General features: G+C 62.1%; 18 protein-coding genes, 1 other RNA gene and 1 pseudogene. 6 read left to right on the forward strand and 14 right to left on the reverse strand.

Going from position 1 to position 19539, the window contains the following annotated elements; genetic code table 11:
* Window positions 1–2: 2 nt before the first annotated feature.
* Together EKK97_RS22210 and EKK97_RS22215 are read right to left on the reverse strand one after the other, a co-directional pair.
* Window positions 3–311, reverse strand: a complete 309-nt coding sequence (locus EKK97_RS22210; protein WP_159555906.1) for an RnfH family protein — start codon at window positions 309–311, stop codon at window positions 3–5.
* A complete protein-coding gene (locus EKK97_RS22215; protein WP_159555295.1) occupies window positions 301–735 on the reverse strand; it encodes a type II toxin-antitoxin system RatA family toxin in 435 nt (144 codons plus the stop codon). The genes EKK97_RS22210 and EKK97_RS22215 overlap by 11 nt, the downstream gene beginning before the upstream one ends.
* A 129-nt stretch (window positions 736–864) precedes the next feature.
* Here EKK97_RS22215 and smpB point away from each other — a divergent pair, with 129 nt between their 5' ends.
* From smpB to EKK97_RS25180, 3 genes are all read left to right on the forward strand, one after another.
* The gene (gene smpB / locus EKK97_RS22220; RefSeq protein WP_159555297.1) at window positions 865–1356 is read left to right on the forward strand and encodes an SsrA-binding protein SmpB; all 492 of its coding nucleotides are present in this window, start codon (window positions 865–867) and stop codon (window positions 1354–1356) included.
* A 123-nt stretch (window positions 1357–1479) separates the two neighbouring features.
* Window positions 1480–1859: a transfer-messenger RNA gene (ssrA, locus tag EKK97_RS22225) on the forward strand.
* Between the two features lie 452 nt (window positions 1860–2311).
* Window positions 2312–2623: a hypothetical protein gene (locus EKK97_RS25180; protein WP_234287199.1), complete on the forward strand. Its 312-nt coding sequence runs from the start codon at window positions 2312–2314 to the stop codon at window positions 2621–2623.
* Between the two features lie 166 nt (window positions 2624–2789).
* Here EKK97_RS25180 and EKK97_RS22235 read toward each other — a convergent pair whose 3' ends face one another.
* The 4 genes from EKK97_RS22235 to EKK97_RS22250 form a co-directional block, all read right to left on the reverse strand.
* On the reverse strand, window positions 2790–3221 hold the full coding sequence (locus EKK97_RS22235) for a hypothetical protein (protein WP_159555299.1): 432 nt from the start codon (window positions 3219–3221) through the stop codon (window positions 2790–2792).
* 15 nt (window positions 3222–3236) lie between these two features.
* Window positions 3237–3911 carry a hypothetical protein gene (locus EKK97_RS22240; protein ID WP_159555301.1) on the reverse strand — a complete coding sequence of 225 codons (675 nt, stop codon included), beginning with the start codon at window positions 3909–3911 and terminating at the stop codon, window positions 3237–3239.
* Window positions 3908–4714 (reverse strand): TIGR04255 family protein, encoded by an 807-nt coding sequence (locus tag EKK97_RS22245; protein WP_159555303.1) that lies wholly within the window; start codon window positions 4712–4714, stop codon window positions 3908–3910. Before EKK97_RS22245 ends, EKK97_RS22240 begins: the two co-directional genes overlap by 4 nt.
* 340 nt (window positions 4715–5054) lie before the next feature.
* Window positions 5055–5798, reverse strand: a complete 744-nt coding sequence (locus EKK97_RS22250) for a Crp/Fnr family transcriptional regulator (protein ID WP_234287200.1) — start codon at window positions 5796–5798, stop codon at window positions 5055–5057.
* 357 nt (window positions 5799–6155) lie between these two features.
* Here EKK97_RS22250 and EKK97_RS22255 point away from each other — a divergent pair, with 357 nt between their 5' ends.
* The 3 genes from EKK97_RS22255 (at window position 6156) to EKK97_RS22265 (ending at window position 9982) form a co-directional block, all read left to right on the forward strand.
* Window positions 6156–7355, forward strand: coding sequence for a saccharopine dehydrogenase family protein (locus EKK97_RS22255; protein ID WP_159555305.1), 1200 nt, complete (start codon window positions 6156–6158; stop codon window positions 7353–7355).
* 6 nt (window positions 7356–7361) lie between these two features.
* Window positions 7362–8534 carry a carboxynorspermidine decarboxylase gene (gene nspC, locus EKK97_RS22260; protein WP_234287201.1) on the forward strand — a complete coding sequence of 391 codons (1173 nt, stop codon included), beginning with the start codon at window positions 7362–7364 and terminating at the stop codon, window positions 8532–8534.
* A 143-nt stretch (window positions 8535–8677) separates the two neighbouring features.
* Window positions 8678–9982 (forward strand): aspartate kinase, encoded by a 1305-nt coding sequence (locus EKK97_RS22265; RefSeq protein WP_159555307.1) that lies wholly within the window; start codon window positions 8678–8680, stop codon window positions 9980–9982.
* A 97-nt stretch (window positions 9983–10079) separates the two neighbouring features.
* On the opposite strand, the gene EKK97_RS22270 is transcribed toward EKK97_RS22265, so the two are convergent.
* The 8 genes and pseudogenes from EKK97_RS22270 to EKK97_RS22305 form a co-directional block, all read right to left on the reverse strand.
* The gene (locus EKK97_RS22270; RefSeq protein WP_159555309.1) at window positions 10080–10331 is read right to left on the reverse strand and encodes a hypothetical protein; all 252 of its coding nucleotides are present in this window, start codon (window positions 10329–10331) and stop codon (window positions 10080–10082) included.
* Between the two features lie 77 nt (window positions 10332–10408).
* Entirely contained in the window at window positions 10409–11533 is a 1125-nt protein-coding gene (locus EKK97_RS22275; protein ID WP_159555311.1) for a Gfo/Idh/MocA family protein, read from the reverse strand.
* Between the two features lie 72 nt (window positions 11534–11605).
* Window positions 11606–12508, reverse strand: a complete 903-nt coding sequence (gene iolE, locus EKK97_RS22280; RefSeq protein WP_159555313.1) for a myo-inosose-2 dehydratase — start codon at window positions 12506–12508, stop codon at window positions 11606–11608.
* A gap of 58 nt (window positions 12509–12566) precedes the next feature.
* Window positions 12567–14414: a 3D-(3,5/4)-trihydroxycyclohexane-1,2-dione acylhydrolase (decyclizing) gene (iolD, locus tag EKK97_RS22285; protein ID WP_159555315.1), complete on the reverse strand. Its 1848-nt coding sequence runs from the start codon at window positions 14412–14414 to the stop codon at window positions 12567–12569.
* On the reverse strand, window positions 14411–16363 hold the full coding sequence (locus EKK97_RS22290; RefSeq protein WP_159555317.1) for a bifunctional 5-dehydro-2-deoxygluconokinase/5-dehydro-2-deoxyphosphogluconate aldolase: 1953 nt from the start codon (window positions 16361–16363) through the stop codon (window positions 14411–14413). Before EKK97_RS22290 ends, iolD begins: the two co-directional genes overlap by 4 nt.
* Window positions 16364–16496: 133 nt before the next feature.
* Window positions 16497–17370 (reverse strand): annotated as a pseudogene (locus EKK97_RS26220) (ATP-binding cassette domain-containing protein).
* 1 nt (window position 17371) lies between these two features.
* Complete coding sequence (locus EKK97_RS22300) at window positions 17372–18502, reverse strand: ABC transporter permease (RefSeq protein ID WP_159555319.1); 1131 nt, start codon at window positions 18500–18502, stop codon at window positions 17372–17374.
* Window positions 18503–18553: 51 nt separating this feature from the next.
* Complete coding sequence (locus tag EKK97_RS22305) at window positions 18554–19492, reverse strand: sugar ABC transporter substrate-binding protein (protein WP_159555321.1); 939 nt, start codon at window positions 19490–19492, stop codon at window positions 18554–18556.
* Between the last annotated feature and the right edge of the window lie 47 nt (window positions 19493–19539).

Genomic DNA, 19539 nt, shown 5'->3' on the forward strand with positions numbered 1-19539 from the left:
CGCTAGCGCCCGGTGCGTTCGGCGCGCCGGGCACGCGCTTCCTTGGGATCGAGTTCGAGCGGTCGGTAGACTTCGACCCGGTCGCCGGCACGCAGGCGATGCGTCTCGGGGTCGCGCAGCGGCTTGCCGAAGATCCCCAGGTCGGCGGCGGCAAAGGTCTCGGGTGAAACCTCGGGAAAGAGCCTGTCCAGTTCCGCCAGAGCCACGGCCTGGCGGGCGGTGGTGCCCATCGGCACTTCGAGCGTCACGATACGCTGCCTGTCCGGCAGCGCAAAGGCGACCTCCACCTCGAGCCTCGCCTCAGCGGCCATAGATTTCATCGGCCCGCCGAGTGAAAGCGTCGACAAGTTGCCCCGCCACCTGCTGGAACAGCTTGCCGAAGGCCATGCCCAGCAGCCGGTTGGCGAACTCGAATTCCATCTCCAGACATACCTTGCAGGCGCCCTCACCCATTGGCAGGAACAGCCAGCGACCGCGCAGGCGCTTGAAAGGACCGCTGACCAGCGACATTTCGATGCGCTCGGGCTCGATCAGGTCGTTACGAGTGGTGAAGCTCTGCTCGATTCCCGCCCGCCCCAGGGTCATCTCGCCGATCAGATGCGACTCGTCGCGCTCGAGCAGCCGCGCCCGCCGACAGCCCGGCAAGAACTCCGGGTAGCGCTCGAAGTCGTTGACCAGTTCGAACATGTCCTGTGGGGTGTGCCGCACCAGGGCGGACCGATTGACCATTGGCATTGAGCTCTCCGCTGACTTCACAGTGCCCAGGGCGTATCATGAGCGGTTATTTCACGCCTTGAATGGTATCACGCTTCCCCCCATATCGAAGGAAGCGTTGCCCCAGGCAAGAACATGACATGAGGTTCCATGGCCAACAAGAAAGGCAAGGGCAAGGGTCCCGGCAGTAACGTCATCGCCCAGAACAAAAAGGCTCGCTTCGAGTATCACATCGACGAGACCTTCGAGGCCGGCCTGGTGCTGGCCGGCTGGGAGGTGAAGAGCCTGCGCGCCGGCAAGGCCCAGCTCACCGACACCTACATCCTGGTGAAGGACGGCGAGGCGTGGCTGCTGGGCAGCCACATCACGCCGCTCAACACCGCAAGCACCCACGAGATCGCCGATCCCTCGCGTACGCGCAAGCTGTTGCTGCACAAGAAGGAGATCGCCAAGATCTTCTCGCGCTCCCAGGAGAAGGGGCACACCTGCGTACCGCTCAAGCTCTACTGGAAAGGCAACCGGGTGAAGTGCGAGCTGGCCCTGGTGACGGGCAAGAAGCTGCACGACAAGCGCGCCACCGAGAAGGATCGCGACTGGCAGCGCCAGAAAGGCCGCATCATGCGGGAACACGTCAAGGCCTGAACGGTCATAGTAGATGACACCGTGGCTGGTTCCCCGAAATCGGCAAGAATCGGGGAATGCGTGGAACCAACCCACCCGGCAGGTGTCATAGAAGTGCCCATGCTGATATGATGGGCCTGCTACGGGGGCGACATGGCTTCGACGCCGGTGACAACCTCCTAGGTGCATGCCGAGAGCGTGATGTATCTCGTAAATCCAACATCACGACTAAATAGTCGCAAACGACGACACCTACGCTCAGGGCGCCCTGGCAGCTTAAAACCTGCTAGCGGTTAGTCCGGCCCCAAAGCGATGTGCCCATTCATCGCGGAGGGGATACGAGCTAAAAATGATGGGATCGCGGTTGGCGACGTCCTCTCGTCAATCGCTAAACCTTCGAGGAATCGCGTCGCTGGATCCTGCCCGTCGGAGCCAGTGGCGTTAAATGAAAAGACGGACCTAAGCATGTAGAGCCGAAGAGCGAGTGCCGGCGGACGCGGGTTCGATCCCCGCCGCCTCCACCAATCAAGCGAAAAAAGCACCCTCTGGGTGCTTTTTTCGTTTCTTTGGGCATGACTTGGTCGACTTTCGGCACAGCTCAAACGCGCCCCCAACTCATAGCGGGAGATGCGCTCCGCCTTAAGGCCAATTAATCGGCCACCTGCTACTAGCCAAACTGCGCCGCGGCACATGCGCGACTAGGCAGCCACGCTCACCTGCACGAACAAGCGGATCTCCAACCTCATCGGGCCCCTGCGCACCGCACTGAATGACGCCATGCACGACGAGTTAATACAGTTTAATCGGCCGGCTGGCACTACCGGCGCCAAGAGCTGCCGAAGGAAGAGGAGGCCATCGACCCGTTCGCCGCTGAGGAACAAGCCGCGATCCTCGAGGCGCTACCACCAGACGGTCGCCCGGTTATACAATTCGCGTTCTGGACCGGGCTGCGCACGTCCGAGCTTGTCGCCCTTGAGTGGGACGATATCGACTGGAAGGGCAAGCGGTTCAAGGTTACGCGAGCCATCACCCAGGCCTCGCCGAAACCACCAAGATCATCGCCGGCACTCGTACCATCGACCTGCCGCCCCGCGCCCTCGAGGCACTGAAGGCACAGAAGCCCATCAGCTTCCTGCACCCGAGTGGCAGGGGCTTCATCAATCCTCGAACAGGCGAGCCCTGGACCGGCGACCAGGCGATCCGCAAGACGATGTGGACCTACGCTCTCAAGCGCGCCGGCGTGGGTACCGCCGCCCCTACCAGACGCGCCCCACCTACGCCTCGATGATGGTTTCCGCCGGCGAGCCACTGGCGTGGGTATCAAATCAGATGGGGCATGCCAGCGTGGTAACCACGGCGCGGATCTATGCGGGCTGGATACCTACAACGAACAGTCAGGCAGGAATGTTAGCGAGCAAAAACTCTATGCATGATTCTGTGAATTTAAAAGCCGCTTATCTTTTCGTAATTTTTAAAGAGCGGCAGATCTCTTTTGCGACTGGATTTGGTATTTTTTTCTTTAATCCTTGTTTATCCTTACTATCAAAGGCAATAATCTCAGCATGTGCTTCGTTATCTGCAACGGGGTCTTCCGTCACTTCTATATATAACTCCTCACTTGCTTTAGCAGCTTCCTTAACTGCAGCCACCATTATGCACCCGTATCCTTCTATACGCCTCCCAGGTTTACTTAACTGAAAGTCTAGTATTTGCAAAATATCATCCACGCTTAAGATTGACTTTCTACTCACAGAAGTACCGTTATTTTTAAACGCACTCTTTGTTACTATGCCTTTTTCAGAATCGTATGAAGGCGGATATAACGCTAACAACAGATTTTCATCGTCTTCTAAGCATTTGCGGCTCAAAATCTTCTGCAAGTCCATACCAAAAACGACCCATCACATGTAACGCGCAATATGCTGTATTAAACCATCACTTACATTTGCAAAAAAAACATCCTCATCGTCTACGTCAGTATAAACGTTGATTTCATTTGGCCGAAAGAATATTTCAATCATATTCTCATCTTCATCGGTTGGCCACGCGATAGAAATATATCCATCGTGGTCCATAAACACACTTGCCTTATCCCCTTGCTTTTTAAGTGATAGCCTACCAAGAAGCTGCAGGCTTAAAAGCAAAGAGTTATAAGATAAAGTTTTTGCATTGTCACCATCCCAGCCTTCAGGACAATTGAATAACATTGCCAATCTTTCAGAACAGTGCTTACTAAGATTTACTTCAAAAATTGATAACGCTTCACTGTTCGGAAGGCTTTTCGACTCATGATGAAAATTTTTAGTTATTGAGTCGCTTATGACGCTAACTGTGTCATAAATCTCGTCAAAACTTAAGCCTAAAGTTCTATGAATTGGCAATCTGGGGATGAGAGTCATCCCACTAAGCGCGTCAACTGACCGACAGCTCAGCAAAAAGCGCTCATTCGCTAAGGCTAGGTATAAATTCTCTGTGCTTGCCCCACCATCTTCATAAACATCTAAGTCATAAGAAATGCCACGCGAGTGAAATAGCAAAGAGTCCGATTCAGTACGTACCGCAAGCGCACCATTCATGACATATCTCCTCTAAGCCCCATTTTTTTATGTAAATTCTTTGTAATATTTATAAAAACATGATGTATGCTATTACGCCCCATTGAAAAGGCTTGCATTATTTCACTTAAATCTGACTTATATTCCTGCGAGTAACTTATGGTAAGGTCAAAAATATAAACTTGTTCATCATTTGCCAATCCCTTGGCGAAACGCAACTTCATATTGCCAAAGCCCAGAGGCAGGACAACATCCAAAAGAGGAAGCTCAAATTGACCATCTACTTGATCTATAACCGTCTCTGGAAGATTGACTGAAACTCCTAAAGCGTCTTGCAAAAAATCTTTGTGACTTTTATCACTAACCAAATCCTTGCCGAAAGCATTTATATACCTTAATTTCAGCCTAAATCCTTCCGGCTGGCCTCCTGGAAGGGACATATGCAAAAAATCTTCCAGTCCATCTTCAACTAGAGGAGAAAATTCTTCCCATGATTCATAAGGTGGCACGGCATTAACAGTAAATACGCCCATCCCCATTTGATATAAGGTTCTAGACGCGACATCCTTACCCTTTCGGTAATTCGAATGCCTTGCCCGCAAAACCACTTGCGCTGGCGGACATGGGAAATTTGCAGGTATGAGTCTTTCAGACCTTGTATAGCCTCGCTCCCCAACTTTGTCGAGGAACTCATTAAACGTTTCTTCATAAGCTTGATGATACACGGGTTCAGAAGGATCCTGCCCCGCATATTCTTCATGCTGATCCCACGTCAACTCCGCGATAATTTCACGCAGCGGCGGATTCTCGAAACGTTCTTTCATATCTTTCTCTGCTTCATAGCATAATCATCTTGGTTCGGGGCAGCAACTTATCATTACCCCCACATTTACACATACTAACCTATAGGGCAATCCAAGGAAAGGGAATTGAGCCTAAGCGTAGCTTAGAGCCCGCTGAGGAGAGGGAGGTGTCTCGCGCCGTACTGCCTGGTAGTCAGTTTCTCGTCAGACAGTCATTATAAGTCGTTGATTTTATAAAATACCGCGAGCCCGATCCCCGCCGCCTCCACCAATCAAGCAAACGAAAAAAGCACCCTCTGGGTGCTTTTTTCGTTTCTGCTACCACCTGGGCTCAGGTCCGACTGGGCATGAAGCGACGCCGTCAAGCGAAGCTCTGGAAGACGGGGGGCAAGGCTTCGTCGATATAGGTACCGTTGAACTCTACCAGCCGAGCCAGGGCGTCCGGGTCGGGCAGAACCGTGTGCTGGCGATCACGGATCACCAGGCCCTCGTCGCGCAGCATGGAGAAGGTGCGGCTCACGTGCACAGCACTCAGCCCCAGGGCATCGCCGATCTGCTCTTGGGAGAGCGGCATATGAAAGCCGTTTTCTTCTACCGCCCCGATCCGCTTGAGGCGCAAATAAAGCTCGTAGAGAAAGTGCGCCAGCCGCTCATGGGCGGCATACCGCCCCAGGTAAACCAGCCGCTCGGTGAGAATCGCCTGCTGCCGCACCGCCGTCGCCATGATACCGGCAGCCAAGGCCGGCGAGCGTCCAAAGAGTTCGAAGAGCTGCTGATGTGTGAACGGACTGATCACGCCGTCATTGATCATCGCCACACCGGCCAACCGGCGCGTGAAGCCGAAGTCACGCATGCCGATGATGTCGCCGGGCAGGTAGACCTTCAGTATCTGCATCGATCCGTTGCCAAGATTGCGGTAGGAGTAGGCCCAGCCCTCCTTGATCACGCAGAACAGGTCCACGTCCGCACTCTCCTGCCATAGCACTTCCCCGGCCGACACGCGCCTTGGATTGAGCTCGAGGCCCAGCAACAGGGCCTTGTCCTCCGCCGTCAACACGGCGTGACGACCAAGCCCCTGCATCACTACACTGTCGAGTAGGGTCACACTCTGCCTCTCCGGCTTGTGGTTAAGTGGCGTCATACTAAAACACAAGCTTATATAGAGATTCATAACGCAGGTTATCGACGCTCGATAATGGTCAAACGAGTGTCGGAAAGGGAGTGGCGACACCCAGCGAACCCGCATGCGCGCTCACTTTTCGGCCAGCCCCGCCCCTACCCCCTGCTTTGGTCTAATGGGTCACGAGAAAATCACTTGCCCTCAGCTTCACAGGGGGCCATTATCTGCGCGCAAGCGACGAGCGAGACCGGGGTGGCATCGGGCACGGGCATACGAGATGGCCGAAACTCCGATAAGACCCTACGCTTTCATACACATCCCCGATCTGGATTCGAGAGGCCCATGAGCAAAGTCCTGATTATCGGCGCCGGTGGCGTCGGAGGCGTCGTCACCCACAAGTGTGCACAGCATCCCGAAGTGTTCAGCGAGATCTGCCTGGCCAGTCGCAACGAAGACAAGTGCAAGGCCATCGCAGCTCAGTTGGATCGTCCGATCCAGACGGCCCAGGTGGACGCCGATAGCGTCGAGGCCCTGGTTGCGCTGATCGAGTCGTTCAAACCGGACGTGCTGATCCACGTGGCCCTGCCCTATCAGGACCTGACCATCATGGAGGCATGCCTCAAGACCGGCGTGCCCTACCTCGACACCGCCAACTACGAGCATCCGGACGAGGCCAAGTTCGAGTACAAGGAGCAGTGGGCGTTCCACGATCGCTACGCCGAGGCGGGCAACATGGCCACCCTGGGCTGCGGCTTCGACCCGGGCATGACCAACATCTACTGCGCCTACGCCCAGAAGAACCTGTTCGACGAGATCCACCGCATCGACATCCTCGATGCCAACGGCGGCGACCACGGCTACCCCTTCGCCACCAACTTCAACCCGGAGATCAACATTCGCGAGATCACCGCGAAGGGTCGCTACTGGGAGAAGGGCGAGTGGAAGGAGACCGACCCGCTGGCGGTGAAGCGCAAGTTCGACTTCGACGGCATCGGCGAGAAGGACATCTACCTGCTCTACCACGAGGAGCTCGAGTCGCTCAGCCAGAACATCAAGGGGCTGGAGCGCATCCGTTTCTGGATGACCTTCTCCGAGAAGTACATCACCCACCTCAAGGTGCTCGAGAACGTCGGCATGACCAGCATCGAGCCGATCGAAGTGGGCGGTGCCAGGATCGCCCCGCTGGAGTTCCTCAAGGCGGTGCTGCCCGACCCGGCCTCGCTGGGTCCGCGAACCAAGGGCAAGACCAACATCGGCATCATTGCCGACGGCATCAAGGACGGCAAGCGGCGCAAGGTGTACATCTACAACATCTGCGACCACGAGGCCTGCTACCGCGAGGTGCAGTCCCAAGCGATCTCCTACACCACCGGCGTGCCGGCGGTGACCGGCGCCATGCTGATGCTGGAAGGGATCTGGAAGGGCGCGGGCGTGTTCAACGTCGAGCAGCTCGACCCCGACCCCTTCATGGAACGCATCGGTGACATGGGCCTGCCGTGGCAGGTGGTCGAGCTCGACCCCGATCACGACCCGCTGGCCTAATCCGCCATGGCACCAAGCGACATGGGCAAGCCGGCCTACCCGTTCGACATCGACGCCTGCCCTTCGCCGGCCTATGTGGTCGACGATGCACTGTTGCGCCGTAACCTGGAGCTGCTCAAGCAGGTCCAGGAGGAGAGCGGTGCACGGATCCTGCTCGCGCTGAAGGGCTTCGCCATGTGGGACACCTTCCCGCTGGTGAGCCAGTACCTGGTGGGCACCACCGCCAGTGGGCAGGACGAAGCGCGCCTGGGTGCGGAGACCTTCGGCGGCGAGGTGCACGTCTACTCGCCGGCCTTCACCGCCGAGGAGATGGAGGTGGTACTGCAGTATGCCGACCACATCAGCTTCAACTCCCCGGGGCAATGGCAGCGCTTCCGCGATAGCGTCGCGGCGGCTCCGCGCAAGGTCTCCTGCGGGCTGCGGGTGAACCCGGAGTACTCCGAAGGCAAGGTGGCCATCTACGACCCCTGCGCGCCCGGCTCACGGCTGGGCACGCGGGCAGCGGACTTCATGGGTGCCGACCTCGAGGGGCTAGAGGGCCTGCACTTCCATACCCTGTGCGAGCAGAACAGCGACGCCCTGGAGCGCACGCTGGAGGCTTTCGAGGCCAAGTTCGGGGGCTATCTCGCCGACAAGCAGTGGGTCAATTTCGGCGGCGGACATCACATCACCCGCCCCGACTACGATGTCGAGCGGCTGGTACGGGTGATTCGCGGCTTCCGCCAGCGCCACCCCCACCTCACCGTGTATCTAGAGCCCGGCGAAGCGATTGCGCTGAACACCGGCTACCTGGTCTGCACGGTGCTGGATATCGTCGACAACGACGGTCCCAATGCCATCCTCGACACCTCGGCCACCGCGCACATGCCTGACGTACTCGAGATGCCCTACCGGCCGCAGATCATCGGTGCCGGCGAGCCGGGCGAGAAGGCCCATACCTATCGCCTGGGCGGCACGACGTGTCTCGCCGGCGACGTGATCGGCAGCTACTCGTTCGACGCACCGCTGGCCATCGGCGATCGCCTGGTGTTCACCGACATGGCCCACTACACCATGGTCAAGACCACCACCTTCAACGGCATTCGCCTGCCGTCGATCTGCCGGGTGGACGAGGTCAGCCGCGAGGTGCGCACGGTGAAGACGTTCGGCTATGAGGCTTACAGAGACCGCCTAAGCTAAGCGCATCAGCAAGAAAAAGCCCCCGCGGGGGCTTTTTTCGTATCTGCACCGCCATTTGCACGGCGTGCCGGCCTCCCCTTTCCCCAGCCGGCGTTATGACCCATGGTGTAGGGCACGACGTCACCAGACAGGGAGAGCCCGACATGACGACCGTATTCAAGTTCGGCGGCGCCTCGATCAAGGATGCCGATGCCATACGCCACCTGACCCCGCTGCTCGAGGAGCACACGGATCGACCCTTGATCGTGGTGGTCTCGGCCATGGGCAAGACCACCAACAAGCTGGAAGCGCTGCTTGCCGCCGCCCGCAGTGAAGGCAAGGAAGACGCCTACCGTGAATGCTTCGAGGCCTTGCAGGCCGACCACCACGAGGCGATGGAGGCGCTGTTCGGCGATTCTCGTGACTCACCGGCCGAGCGCGTCGACGCCCTGTTCGACGAGCTCGACGCACTGCACCGCAAGCACCGAGCCAGCCCCTATGCCAGGCACTACGACCAGACCGTGTGCTACGGCGAGCTGATCTCCACCACCATCGTCGCGGCCTGGCTCAACCACTGCGGTATCGCCACCGACTGGCACGATGCCCGCGAACTGGTGCGCACCGACGCCTGTCATCAGGCCGCCAACCTCGACTGGGCCGCCACCGCCGACGCCATTCGCGAGCGCCTGAGGGGCAGCGAATGCGTAGCGCTGACCCAAGGCTTCATCGGCGGCACCGAGCATGGTGATGCCACCACCCTGGGTCGTGAAGGCTCGGACTTCAGCGCGGCGATCTTCGCCCACTGCCTCGATGCCCGCGAGGTGGTGATCTGGAAGGACGTCACCGGCCTGTTCAACGCCGACCCCAGGCGCTTCGACAACGCCATACAGCTCGAGCGCCTCTCCTACGCCGAGGCCACCGAACTGGCCTGGCATGGAGCCAAGGTAATCCACCCCAAGACCTTGGGGCCGCTGCAGGAGAAGTCGATTCCGCTGACGGTGCGCTCCTTCGAGACGCCCGATGCCACACCCAGCGTGATCGACGCCGAGCGCCGTTTCGATGCCGAGGCGCCCTCCTGCATCCTGCGTGAAGAGCAGGTCTGGATAGAGGTGCTGCCGCGCGATTTCGCCTTCATGGACGAGCCGCGCCAGCACGACATTCTCGGCCGGCTGGTGGAAGCCGGCCTGCATGCCAATCTGGTCGACAGCAGCGCCATGCGCTTCGCCCTCTGTCTCGACAACAAGCCCGAGCGGCTCGAGCAGCTGATCGACTCGCTCGAGGCCGATTACGAAATCAACCGCGAGGATGGGCTGACGCTGCTGACCGTGCGCCATCCACAGCCAGGAATGATGGACACCCTCAGCGAGGGTCGCGAAGCGCTGGCCGAGCGGCGCAACGCCACCACCGCCCAGCGCCTGTTCCGCAGCAGCGACTGCCCCGAGACCTGGCATATCCCCGAATCCCGTTAGACAGATGGAGCGTTAGACGGAAACGACGCTAAACGGAAAGAACCGCGCCTGCCATGGGCAGGCGCGGTTCGTTCGGCTCTGTCGTGCTGGTGGCAAATCAATCGTCGAGGTCGATATCGTCCTCGTCGGTAGCCGCCCCGGTCACGGCACCCGCCCCGGCGCCGATCGCCGCACCGCGTACCACGCTGCCTCCCGTGGCAGCACCTGCGGCACCGCCCACGGCGGCCCCAACGCCGGCACCGCTGGCAGCACGCTCACCGGTAGTGGTACCGCAGCCAGCCAAGGCCAGCATCAGCGCCATCGCACAGGCCACAAGAACACTTCGACATCCCAATCCATAGTGTTTCATGACATACCTCCCATTCCATGGATGTACCTTTTCAGCGTAGTCAAGGTAAGCGATGGGGGGCAAAGGCCGGGCAGGGGCTAGACGGACACCCACCTGCCCTCGGCATGAGAGCGCTCAATCGCATTGATCATGCGGTTGACCCGCCAGGCCTCGCGGAAATCGGGATAGAGAGGCTTGCCAGCTACGATGCCTTCCACCAGATCGCGGATCTCAATGATCTTCTGGTCGTTGTAGCCCAGCCCATGGCCGGCGGCCGGGCTGAACGCGGCATAGTCGGGGTGCTCGGGGCCCATCAGCAGCGTGCGGAAACCGCGGCGTCCCTCAGGCCCAGCGTGCTTGTAGAGCTGCAGCTCGCTCATGCGCTCCTGGTCGAAGATTATCGAGCCGTTGGTGCCGATAATGGTGTAGGCCAGCCCCATCTTGCGTCCGGTAGCCACCCGGGAAGTCTCGATATTACCGATCAGGCCACCATCGAAGCGCAGCAACGCCTGAGCCTGGTCATCGTTTTCGACCTCCCCCATACCACCCCTGCCATCAGGCAAAGGTCGCCTGGGTATCACCGTCTGCAGTTGGCCGAATACTTCGCTGATTCGCTGGCCGGTCAGGTATTCCGCCATGTTGAGAATATGCGATCCCACGTCCCCCAGGGCCCCGGCGCCGGCGGTAACCCGCTGGGCATGCCAGTCCAGCGGTTTGGCGGGATCGCTCATATAGTCTTCGTTATGGCGGCCGCGGAAGTGGATCAGCTCACCAATCTCGCCACTGGCGATAATCTCCCGGGCCAGTTGGGTGGCCGAGTTACGGATATAGTTGAAGCCCACCAGGGTCTTGACCCCGGCCCTTTCCGCGGCCTCCACCATCTCCTGAGCATCGGCGGAGGAAAGCGCCAAGGGCTTCTCGGCATAGACGTGCTTACCCGCCTCAATGGCGGCAAGCGCCATCTCCTTGTGCAGGTAGTTGGGCGAGCAGATGTCTACCACATCGACCTCGGGGTCGCTTACCAACGCCTTCCAGTCGCCGGTGGCTCGGGCGAAGCCCAACTCACGAGCCTTGCGCGCGGCCAGCTCGCCATCGACCTCGGCCAACAGTTCGCAGACCGGGTGGGCGGGCAACGGGAAGACGGTGGGAGCGGCCCTAAGGGCGATCGCATGGGCCTTGCCCATGTAGCCGGTACCAATAAGACCGAACTTCAGCGTCTGCATCCTGACCGCTCTCCTGACAAGTCCGCGGAACGAAACGGGGCCATGAACCACGTCGCGGGTAGCATGGGAAGATCAATCGATGATCCGGAACCCGGCCTGCTCGGCCAGGGCGCGCAGATTGCGATACCCCATGTGGGCATAGGTGAGAGGATGCGCAATCTCGGGGTCCTGTTCAGCCTCCACCACCAGCCAGCCTCGGTAGCCGGTCTCGCGCAGGTGGGTCAGGGTGGGCAGGAAGTCGACGTCGCCATCGCCCGGCACGGTGAAGAGACCATCGAGGACGGCGTCGAGGAAGCTCTTGTCGCGATTGCGCAGCTCCTCGAGGACTGGATAGCGCACGTCCTTGCAGTGCACGTGTCTGATCCGCGATGCGTAGCGCCGGGCGATAGCGAGAGGGTCACCGTCGGCGCCGCGCAGGTGGCCCAGGTCGAGCAGCAGGCCCACGCCGTCGCGGGTATTGTCGAGCATGCGCTCGACGTCCTGCTGGCTCTCCACCACGGTGCCCAGGTGATGGTGGTACGCCAGGTGGATGCCCTGTTCGCCGAGGTAGTCGCCCACCACGTTCAACCCTTCGGTGAGACGCCGCCAGTCGGCATCGTCCAGATGCGGCCGCTGCGAGAGGGGAACGCCCCGGTCGCCGTGGATGCAGCGACTCACTTCGCAGAACACCATCACCTTGGCGCCGCACTGCTTGAGCAGGTCGAGATGATCCTGGACGGCCGCGATCTCCTCCTCAGGGCTGCGCTCGAGCAACCGGGCAGAGTACCAGCCGGAGACCAGCGCCAGATCGAATCGATCCAGCACCTCGGAGAGCGCCTCGGGCGTGCGGGGAAACTTGTTGCCGAGTTCGAAACCGGAGAAGCCGGCCTCGCGCCCCTCCTCGAGGCATACCTCCAGCGGCGTGTCGGCGCCGAGGCTCGGCAGGTCGTCGTTAGTCCAGGTGAGGGGATTGATCCCCAAGCGTACACGGCTCATCGGCATGCTCCTTGGCGAAGCGGCCGGGGCCGCTCGCCATGTCCTTTATCGAATGGATTCAGCGCTGCTGACGCTGCTTGGCCTTGCTGTACCCCGCATACGCCTGGCGGACTTGCTCGCGCTCGGAGACCTCGGGTACCGCCACGTCCCACCAGGCGCCGCCCTCATCGGTGCTGGGCAGCGGATCGGTGTCGAGAGCGATGACGTAGGTGCCGCTGGCCTGGCGAGCACGCACCAGCGCCTGCTCCAGCCCGGCAATGCCGCGCACGCTCTCGGCCTGGCAACCCAGCGCGCGGGCATGGGCGGCGAAGTCGGTCCTGGGCGCCCCCTCCGGCACCGAGCGACAGTCCGCCAGCAGGTTGTTGAAACCGGCGCCGCCAGTCACCTGCTGCAGGCGGTTGATGCAGCCGAAGCCGCGATTGTCGAGCACCACCACGATCAGCTTGTGACCCAGCATCACCGAGGTGGCGAGTTCCGAGTTGTGCATCAGGTAGCTGCCGTCACCCACCATGACGAACACCTCACGCTCGGGCCGGGCCATCTTGACCCCCAGGCCACCGGCGATCTCATACCCCATGCAGGAGTAGCCGTACTCCACGTGATAGCTGCCGGGGCCAGCGCACTGCCACAGCTTGTGCAGCTCACCGGGCAGCCCGCCGGCGGCGCACACCACCGTGCCATCCTCGCCGGCCTGGCGATTGACGGCACCGATCACCTGGGCATCGGTAGGCAGGTCGCGGCCATCGTCGGCGGTGACCCGCGCCACTACTTCTGCCCATGCCCGCTTGAGGCTGTCTGCCCGCTCGCGCCAAGCGTCGCTGGCGCGCCACTCGGCAAGCCTTGCATCGAGTGTCCCCAGGCCATCGCGGGCATCGCCGGTCAACGGCAAAGCGCGGTGCTTAAGACTATCGAAGCGACCCACGTTCAGGGCCACCAGGGTCAGGTCGTCGCGCTCGAACAGCGCGCGCGATCCCGTCGTGAAGTCCTGGAGCCGCGTGCCCACGGCCAGGATGACATCGGCCTGCTCGGCCAGGCGATTGGCAGCCTCGCTGCCGGTGACGCCGATGGCGCCCATCGCGCAAGGGTGAACTTCGGGCAGGGCCCCCTTGCCGGCCTGGGTCTCGGCCACCGGTACGCCATGAGCCTGGGCGAAATCGGCGAGCCGCGCACAGGCGTCGGCATAGTGCACCCCGCCACCGGCGATGATCAGCGGGCGCTCGGCGCCGGCCAGAGCAGCGATGGCCGCCTTGAGCTCCCAGGGGTCCGACTGGGGACGACGGATGCGATGAACCCTCGGGGCGAAGAAGGCCTCGGGATAGTCGTAGGCGAAGGTCTGCACGTCCTGGGGCAGTGCCAGGGTCGCCGGGCCGCAGTGCTCGGGGTCGAGCAGCGTGGCGATCGCCTGGGGCAGGCTGGTCAGCAGTTGCTCGGGGCGGGTGATGCGGTCGAAGTAGCGCGATACCGGGCGAAAGCAGTCGTTGACCGTTATGGTCGGGTCGCCGAAGTGCTCGACCTGTTGCAGCACCGGGTCGGGCTCGCGAGTGGCGAAGGTATCGCCGGGCAGCAACAGCACCGGCAGTCGGTTGGCGTGGGCCAGCGCGGCGGCAGTGACCATGTTGGTCGCCCCCGGTCCGATGGAGCTGGTCGCGGCCATCATGCGTCGCCGCCCGTGCGCCTTGGCGAAGGCGATGGCGGCATGGGCCATGGTCTGCTCGTTGTGGGCGCGCAGTGTCGGCAGCGCATCCCGGACGTGATAGAGCGCTTCGCCGAGACCGGCCACGTTGCCATGGCCGAAGATGGCGAAGACACCCGCGAACAGAGGCGTCTCCTGGCCCTCGCTCTCGATGCGCTGGACCGCCAGGTAGCGGACCAGGGCCTGGGCCATGGTCAGACGTACGGTGCTCATGTCAGTGCTTCCTCCCGCTGGGGAGTGGCATGGCGCAGGCGCTGCCACTCCTGGATCAGTTCGGCATAGTTGGCTGCCACCCGCTCGATCAGTTGAGCGTCGTCGATGTCTCCCGCCAGCCATTCGCGGCTGGCGGCGGCAAACAGCGTCCGGCCCACGGTAAAGCCCTTGCACTGAGGCTGGCGAGCCGCGGCCACGAAGCCACGCTTCATTTCATCCATGGGCGCATCCAGCCCCAGCAGCACCACGCCCCGGCAGTGCGGGTCCTGTGCATCGATGACCCGGCCGACCGCCTGCCAGGCAGCGTCCGAGAGCGTCGGCAGCTTCCACCAGTCGGGACGTATGCCCAGGTGATAGAAGCGCTGCAGGCTACGCGGCAGTGTCCTGTCGTCCACCGGCATGTCGGCCGGCGGAATCACTTCCAGCAGCAGTTCCAGGCCGCTCTCGCAGGCGGCCCGGTAGAGCTGGCGCAGGCGCGCTTCCTGGTCCAGGCGCAGCGCCAGCGGGTCGTCCGGATGATAGAACACCAGGCACTTGATGATGTGCTCGCGCGGCCAGTGGCGCAGCCGGCTGCCCAGGTCGTCGCCATGCTGGAAGCGCAGCGGGCGCGAGCCGGGCAACTCCACCGGGCGTCCCAGCCACCAGCCTCGGCCGGTGGCATCGTTGAGTGCATCCTGACCGTAGACGTCGTCGACCAGAATGGCCGGCTGAGATATCCCGGCCTGTCGAGCCCCGCTCTCGGCGGCACGTACCAGCAGCCGCTTGAGCGCCGGAATGCGCCGCAAATCGGCCCGCACGTCGCGGGCCATCTCGGTGAGCTGGCGCCGATGATCGAAGGCCAGGCCGCACACTTCCGGCCACTCGTTGGGCGAGCGGGTGGTGACGCGATGCAGGTGGTTGAGGCGCTCGTCCTTGTCGGGGCGCGCCACCGCGTCGCGGCGGGCCAGATAGTCGAACAGCTCCTTTTCGGTGGGCATGGCCGGCGCGCAGCCATGGCGCGACACCACCAGAGCGCCGCAGGCATTGGCGTAGGTGGCACTGGTCGCCCAGTCCTCGCCGTTCAACCAACCCCGCAACAGGCCGCTCATGAAGGCGTCGCCGGCCCCCAGCACGTTGAGCACCTCCACCGGGACACCCTCGACCACGATGCCCTGCTCGATGCGATCGGGGATCCTGCCCTCGAAGATCACGCAACCCTGGGCACCCAGCTTGCACACCAGGGTGGCGTCGCTGACCTCGCGCACCGCATGCAGCGCTGCCAGGGTATCGGTGCTGCCCCCGGCGATGTGGAACTCCTCCTCGGTGCCCACGATGAGGTCGAAATCGTGTAGCCAACGCTGCAGATCGGCGGTGACCTTGGCATCAGCGACGAAGCGCGTCTCGCCGTCGCCAGGGCTCGTCAGGCCCCACAGCACCGGTCGATAGTCGATGTCCAGTACCCGCTTGACGCCGTGTTCGCCGGCCGCGTCCAGTGCTTTGCGGCAAGCGCGTCGAGTCGCCTCGGTGGAGAAATGGGTGCCGGTGATGGCCAAGGCCCGGGCGCGGCCGATGAAGGCCGGATCGATCTCTTCACTGTCGATAGCCATGTCGGCGCAATCGCGACGATAGAAAAGCAGGGGAAACGTCTCGCAATCCTTCAGCGCCAGCAGCACCAGGCCGGTATGGCGCTCCGGGTCGGTCTGCAACGCCGTGGTGTCGACTCCGACGCGCTCGAGCTCCTCGCGCACGAAGCTGCCCATCTGCTCATTGCCCACCCGCGAGAGCATGGCCGACCTCAGCCCCAGTCGGGCGGTGCCGTAGGCTACGTTGCCGGAGCTGCCGCCCAGGTACTTGGCGAAACTGGTGACGTCCTCCAGGCGGCTGCCGAGCTGCTGCGCATAGAGGTCGACGGCGACGCGACCGAGGCAGATCAGGTCCAGCGGCCTGTCGTCGTGTTGGAAATCATGCATGTCGTCTCTCCACGTCGCATGTCGTACGCTCGCCTCGGGGCGAGCCCGAGGCGAGGGAATCAAAGAGTGAAGGCACCCGCGAAACGGAGCAGGGCGTATTCGTCCTCGCCCGATACCAACCTCCTGAAATCCTTCAATGATTGCCGGCGACGTGGGCCTGCTGGGCACCGCCCAGGGGGGACGCCGGCCTGCCGTCTCGCTTCGCCTTGCTCTCCTGATCGCTGCGCTGGAACTCGGCGAGCTCCGCATCGAGGCTCTCCATCTCGGCGCCCCCCGCCATCATGTCGAGCACCTCTTCGCGACTTATCGCCTCCTTGCGGAAGGTGCCCAGGCTGGTACCTCGCTTGAGCAGGGTGAAGGCATCCGCCACGGGGTAGGCATGGTGCACGTTGTGGGTAATGAAGATGACCGCCAGGCCATCGGCCCGGGCCTTGGCGATGTAGCGCAGCACGACCGACGCCTGCTTGACCCCAGCGCCGAGGTCGGCTCGTCGAGAATCAAGACCTTGGCGCCGAAGTAGACCGCCCGAGCGATGGCCACGCATTGCCGCTCGCCGCCCGAGAGCGTGCCTACCGGCTGGCCGGGGTCGCGCACGTCGATGCCGATCTTGGCCATCTCCTGCTTGGCGACTCGGTCGGCATGCTTCCAGTCGATGCGCTTGAAGGGCCCCCACCCCACCGTGGGTTCGCGGCCCATGAAGAAGTTGCGCGTGATCGACATCAACGGGATCATCGCCAGGTCCTGATAGACGGTGGCGATGCCGGCATCCAGGGCGTAGGCGGGCGACTTGAAGCGGACCGGCTTGCCCTCGAGGAGCAGTTCCCCTCGGTGGGCCGATAGACGCCCGATAGCGTCTTGATCAGCGTCGACTTGCCTGCGCCATTGTCACCGAGCAGGCACATGACCTCCCCGGCGTGCACTTCCATCGAGATGTCGCTCAAGGCGATGACGCTGCCGAAGTGCTTGCTGACGTTGCGCATTTCGATTGTCGGCGTGTGTTCGCTCATTTCACTTGGCCTCCATCGCCTTCTTGCGCATGAAATTGTTGAACAGCACAGCCACCAGCAGCATCGCGCCGAGGAAGACCTGGAACCAGTCGGTGTTCACCCCCGTGTAGAAGATCCCCATCTGCACCAGGCCGAATATGAGCGCCCCCAGGGCCGCGCCGATCGCCGAGCCGTAGCCGCCGGTGAGCAGGGCACCACCGATCACCACGGCGATGATCGCCTCGAGCTCCTTGAGCAGTCCGCGAATGGTGTCGGCCGAGCCGGTATCCATGACCTGCAGGCAGGCGAAGACGGTGGCCGAGAAGGCGGTGAACACGAACAGCGAGACCTTGACCCGATGCACCGGGACGCCGGAGTTGCGCGCGGCATTGGCATCGCCACCGCTGGCGAAGATCCAGTTGCCGTAGGGGGTGCAGAGCAGGACCCAGGTCGCCACGGCGGTCAGGCCCAGCCACCAGACGATGGAGATCGGAATGCCGGTGACCACCGGGTTGCCGGCGAAATTGGTGGCGATCCAGCCCTGCGCCGCCATCCAGCCGAACAGCCCGGTCGCGACCTCGCCCGAGAACAGGGCAGCCATCCAGTCGCCGGGGACGTGCTGGTGAATACCGCCGATCTGGGTGCGCCCTGTCAGCAGACGGCTGATGCCGATGGCCAGACCGCGCAGGATGAACAGGAAGCCCAGCGTGACGATGAAGGACGGCAACCCGGTCCGGTTGACCAGGTAGCCGTTGGTGGCGCCCACCAGCGCCGCACAGGAGAAGGCCAGTAGAATCGCCGCCCACAGCGGCCAGCCGTATTGCACCACGGGGATGGCGATCAGGATGCCGGCCAGCCCGATCATCGAGCCGATGGAGAGGTCGAACTCACCGCCGATCATCAGTAGTGCGGCCGCGGTGGCGATGATGCCCAACTGAGCCGCTACCTCGAGGAAGTTGAGGACACCGGATGGCGTGAACATGCCGGTCTCCCTGGCGACGACGAGGAAGAACCCCAGGACCAGGATGGTACCGGCCAGCGCGCCAAGCTCGGGGCGGCTCAACGCCTTCTTCCAGAACGGGATCCTCCGCAGGCGCTCATCCTGCGGTGCCAGCGCCGCGTCGGCGGGTCGGGGGGATGCGTTGGACTTCATGATCGACTCCCACGGCCCGGCCGCTGCCGGGCCATTGCGGTTACGTTGCGGTCAGCGAATTCCCTGCTTGCTCAGTTCGATTACCTGGCTGGCATTCTCCTGGGTCACGAAGCCCGGGCCCGTCGGCACGTCCCCGGCCGGCAGCATGCCGTTCTTGACGAACTGATCGAGAAAGATCACCGGTAGATAGCCCTGCAGGTACTGCTGCTGGTCGATGGCAAAGTCCAGCTCGCCCTGCTCCAGCGCCTCGAGCGTGCTGGGAGAGAGATCGAACGTGCCCAGGGTGAACATGTCCGTGGCCCCGTGTTCGCGCATGGCACGGACCAGCGGCTCGGCGGTCAGCGTCCCCAGGGTCAGGATGGCGTCGATATCGTCGTGCTGGTTGAGATAGGCCACGATGGCGTTACGGATCTCGACCGGGTCGTGAGAGGTGGCCAACTGTTCGGCATTGCCGCCGAAGCCTTCGCTGAATCCGTCACAGCGGCGGTCGAGCCCCTGATTGCCCTGCTCGTGGTTGACGCAGAGCCCCTTCTCCGCGCCCATCTCCCGCATGCGCTCGGCGGCCTGCTTGCCCGCCTCATATTCGCTCTGCCCGATATGCAGTCGGGTGCCGTACTGGCTCGCCACGTCCCCACCGGAATTGATGGTAATCACCGGAATGTTGTTGTCGGCAGCTTTCTGGACGACACCGCCCAGGGCGTCCTCGTCGGTAAAGGAGACGATCAGGCCGTCCGGGGCCGACGCGACGGCGGCTTCTATGAGCTGCTGCATCTGGGCCATGTCGAAGGTAGAGGGCGCCCGGTACTCCAGCCTCGCGCCGACCTGCTCGGCGGCATCTTCGGCGCCGTTCTTGACCACGGACCAGAACGGGTCGGAGGGAACGCCGTGGGTCACCATGATGAAGCGGGAGCTGTCCTGAGCCTGGGCCGACCCCGCCATGAGAGCCGCTGCCATTGTCGAGGCGAGCAGCCTGTGAATGAGACGTGCCATGGGTGGTTTCCTCTTGTTGTCGTTTGCCTATCGGTAGCGATGCGGCG

The organism is Billgrantia tianxiuensis (assembly GCF_009834345.1).
GTDB classification, from domain to species: Bacteria; Pseudomonadota; Gammaproteobacteria; order Pseudomonadales; family Halomonadaceae; genus Halomonas; species Halomonas tianxiuensis.